Source organism: Pengzhenrongella sp., from assembly GCF_036565025.1.
Classification (GTDB): Bacteria; Actinomycetota; Actinomycetes; order Actinomycetales; family Cellulomonadaceae; genus Pengzhenrongella.
Map to the genome: position 1 here is coordinate 1 of NZ_DATCNW010000118.1, position 3,115 is coordinate 3,115.

At 74.9% G+C, this 3,115-nt stretch carries 3 protein-coding genes; 1 reads left to right on the top strand and 2 read right to left on the bottom strand.

Annotated features, from left to right (window positions below; all coding sequences use genetic code 11):
- Window positions 1-797 (bottom strand): thiamine pyrophosphate-binding protein (locus VIM26_RS06690; RefSeq protein WP_331949573.1); only part of this gene is annotated, 797 nt, incomplete at its 3' end.
- Window positions 790-1,761 (bottom strand): o-succinylbenzoate synthase, encoded by a 972-nt coding sequence (locus VIM26_RS06695; RefSeq protein ID WP_331949574.1) that lies wholly within the window; start codon window positions 1,759-1,761, stop codon window positions 790-792. The genes VIM26_RS06695 and VIM26_RS06690, both read right to left, overlap by 8 nt.
- 172 nt (window positions 1,762-1,933) lie before the next feature.
- On the opposite strand from VIM26_RS06695, the gene VIM26_RS06700 reads away from it, so the two are divergent.
- Window positions 1,934-2,902 carry a 1,4-dihydroxy-2-naphthoyl-CoA synthase gene (locus VIM26_RS06700; protein ID WP_331949575.1) on the top strand — a complete coding sequence of 323 codons (969 nt, stop codon included), beginning with the start codon at window positions 1,934-1,936 and terminating at the stop codon, window positions 2,900-2,902.
- The last annotated feature ends 213 nt before the right edge of the window (window positions 2,903-3,115 follow it).

Below are 3,115 nucleotides of genomic sequence, written 5' to 3' on the forward strand. Positions count from 1 at the left end.
GCCGAGGGACCGGCCGCGGACGGACCCGCCGCCGCACCGGCCGGGACCGCGACCAGCGGCGCCGGGTCGTGTAGCACCCCCGGCAGCTCGGACCGGAACACCCCGCGGCGCACCACCCCGGTCAGCCCGACGGTGGACCGCGCGGGCCACTCGCCGTCGTGCGGCCCGGGGGCGAGCGGCTCGCGGAAGGAGAGGTTCAGGTGCACCGGGCCCGGGTCGCCGGTGCGGGCGCCGAGCGCGGCGGCCACCGCGCGGGTCGCGAGCTGGCGCACGTCCGCGTGCTCGCCGGGGCGGTTGCTCGGTGCCGGGACGTCGGCCGCGAACCGGGTCGCGGAGCCGAACAGGCCGACCTGGTCGGTGGTCTGGTTGGCGCCGGTGCCGCGCATCTCGTGCGGTCGGTCGGCGGTGAGCACGAGCAGCGGGACGCCCGCGTGGTGCGCCTCGAGCACGGCCGGGTGCAGGTTCGCGGTCGCGGTGCCCGACGTCGTGACGATCGCGACCGGGCGCGCCGGGTCCTCCTCGCCAGCCGCCGGGGCGGTCGAGCCGCGAGCGAGCCCGAGCGCGAGGAACCCCGCGGTGCGCTCGTCGATGCGCACGTGCAGCCTGATCGCGGGCGCTTGCGCGGGCCGCTCGCCGTCGGGCAGGGACGCCTCCGCGAGCGCGTAGGCGAGCGGCGCGGACCTCGAGCCGGGCGCGAGGACGACGTCGCGCACGCCCAGGTCCGCGAGGGCCTGGACGAGCACCCGGGCCGCGGAGATCGCGGGGCCGGGCGACGGTCGGCCGGCGGCGTCAGTCATGGTCCACCGTAGTCACGGCGTCGAGCCGCTCCGTCCAGCGCGCGCGGACCTCGCGCGAGGCGGCCGCGGCGGCGAGCCGGGCGGCGTCGGGCACGGGCCGGCGCACCGGGATGGACCCGCCCACCGGAAGCAGCGGCGCGGCGACGACGTCGGCGGTGAGCAGCTGGGCGGTCGCGAGTCCGCACGCGTAGGGCAGCTCGGGCAGGGCGGCGGCGAGCGCGATCCCGGCCGCGAGCCCGACCGACGTCTCGAGCGCGGAGGACACGACCACCGGCAGCCCGACACGTTCGGCGAGCTCGAGGCAGGCGCGCACCCCGCCGAGCGGCTGGACCTTGAGCACGACGATGTCCGCGGCCTGGGCGCGCACGACCGCCATCGGGTCCTCCGCGCGGCGGATCGACTCGTCGGCCGCGATCGGCACGTGGGTCGCGCGGCGCACGGCGGCCAGGTCCGCGACGGTCCAGGTGGGCTGCTCGGCGTACTCCAGCCCGCCCGCCGCCCGGTCCAGCACGCGCAACCGGTCGATGGCGGTCGCGACGTCCCAGCCGCCGTTCGCGTCGATCCGGATGGCCCCGCCAGCGCCCAGCGCGTCCCGGACCGCCTCGAGGCGCGCGATCTCGGCACCGACGTCCTGACCGGGCTCGGCGACCTTCACCTTGGCGGTCCGGCACCCGCCCGACGCGGTCACGATCCGGTGCGCCGTCTCGGCGTCGACCGCGGGAACCGTGACGTTCACCGGGATCCGGTCGCGGACCGCGGCCGGCCAGCCGACGTCGGCGGCCTCGCGCGCGGCGCGCAGCCAGGCGGCGGACTCGGCGGCGTCGTAGTCCCAGAACGGACTGAACTCGCCCCATCCGCCGGGCCCCTCGAAAAGGACTCCCTCGCGCACGGTGATCCCCCGGAACCGGGTCCGCAACGGGATGGAGTAGACGTGCAGGAGCGAGGTCACAGGGTCGGCGGGCACGCCCCCAGGCTAATTCCACCGCCGACGTCGCTCGACTGAGCCGCGAGCGCTCGCGAGTGCGCGAGTTTGGCTGGTGAAACCCGCCGATCAGCAGCCAACGTCGCGCGCTCGCGTGACGGGTCGTGCTTGTGAGCGGGAGGGACCGGGGTGGGCGGGTCGTTAGGGTTGCCGGGTGAGCCAGATCCCCCGGCAGGTGTCCGAGACATTCGACCCGTCGAGGTGGCGCGAGGTGGACGGGTTCACCGCGCTGACCGACCTCACCTACCACCGGGGGGTGGACCGCACCGGCGACACCGAGCGCGACCTGCCCGTGGTGCGCATCGCGTTCGACCGGCCCGAGGTCCGCAACGCGTTCCGCCCGCACACCGTCGACGAACTCTACCGGGCGCTGGACCACGCGCGAATGAGCTCCGACGTCGGAACGGTGCTGCTCACCGGCAACGGGCCCAGCCCGCGCGACGGCGGCTGGGCGTTCTGCTCCGGCGGCGACCAGCGGATCCGCGGCCGCGACGGGTACAAGTACACCGCCGGCACGGACGAGACCGGCGCGCCCACGCAGAGCGCCGACGCGATCGACCCCGCGCGCGCCGGGCGGCTGCACATCCTCGAGGTGCAGCGGCTGATCCGGACGATGCCCAAGGTGGTGATCGCCGTCGTCGGCGGCTGGGCGGCCGGGGGCGGGCACTCGCTGCACGTCGTGGCGGACCTGACGATCGCCTCGCGCGAGCACGCGCGCTTCATGCAGACCGACGCGAACGTCGGCTCGTTCGACGGCGGCTACGGCTCCGCGTACCTCGCCCGGCAGGTCGGCCAGAAGCGCGCGCGGGAGATCTTCTTCCTGGCCCGCCAGTACTCCGCCGAGGACGCCGAGCGGTGGGGCGCGGTCAACGAGGTCGTCGACCACGACGGGCTCGAGGACCTCGCGCTCGAGTACGCGCGGATCATCTCGACCAAGTCGCCGCAGTCGATCCGGATGCTGAAGTTCTCCTTCAACCTGGCCGACGACGGCCTGGCCGGCCAGCAGGTCTTCGCCGGCGAGGCGACCCGCCTGGCGTACCTGACCGACGAGGCGGTCGAGGGCCGCGACGCGTTCCTCGAGCGGCGCGACCCCGACTGGTCAGGCTTCCCGTACGCGTTCTGACCCGCGTTCGCCGACGGTAGCCACCGCCAAACCCACCGCCAAACCACCACAACGTCCGAGTGTTGACGTCCTATAGGACGTCAACGCTCGGACGTTAGGGGTTCTTGAGGGTGGGTTCCGGCGGGTCAGCCTTTTTCGGCGCCCTCGTTGGCGCCGCGGACGAAATGCCGCTGGAAGGCGAAGAAGATGATCGCGACCGGGATGGTCGTGAGC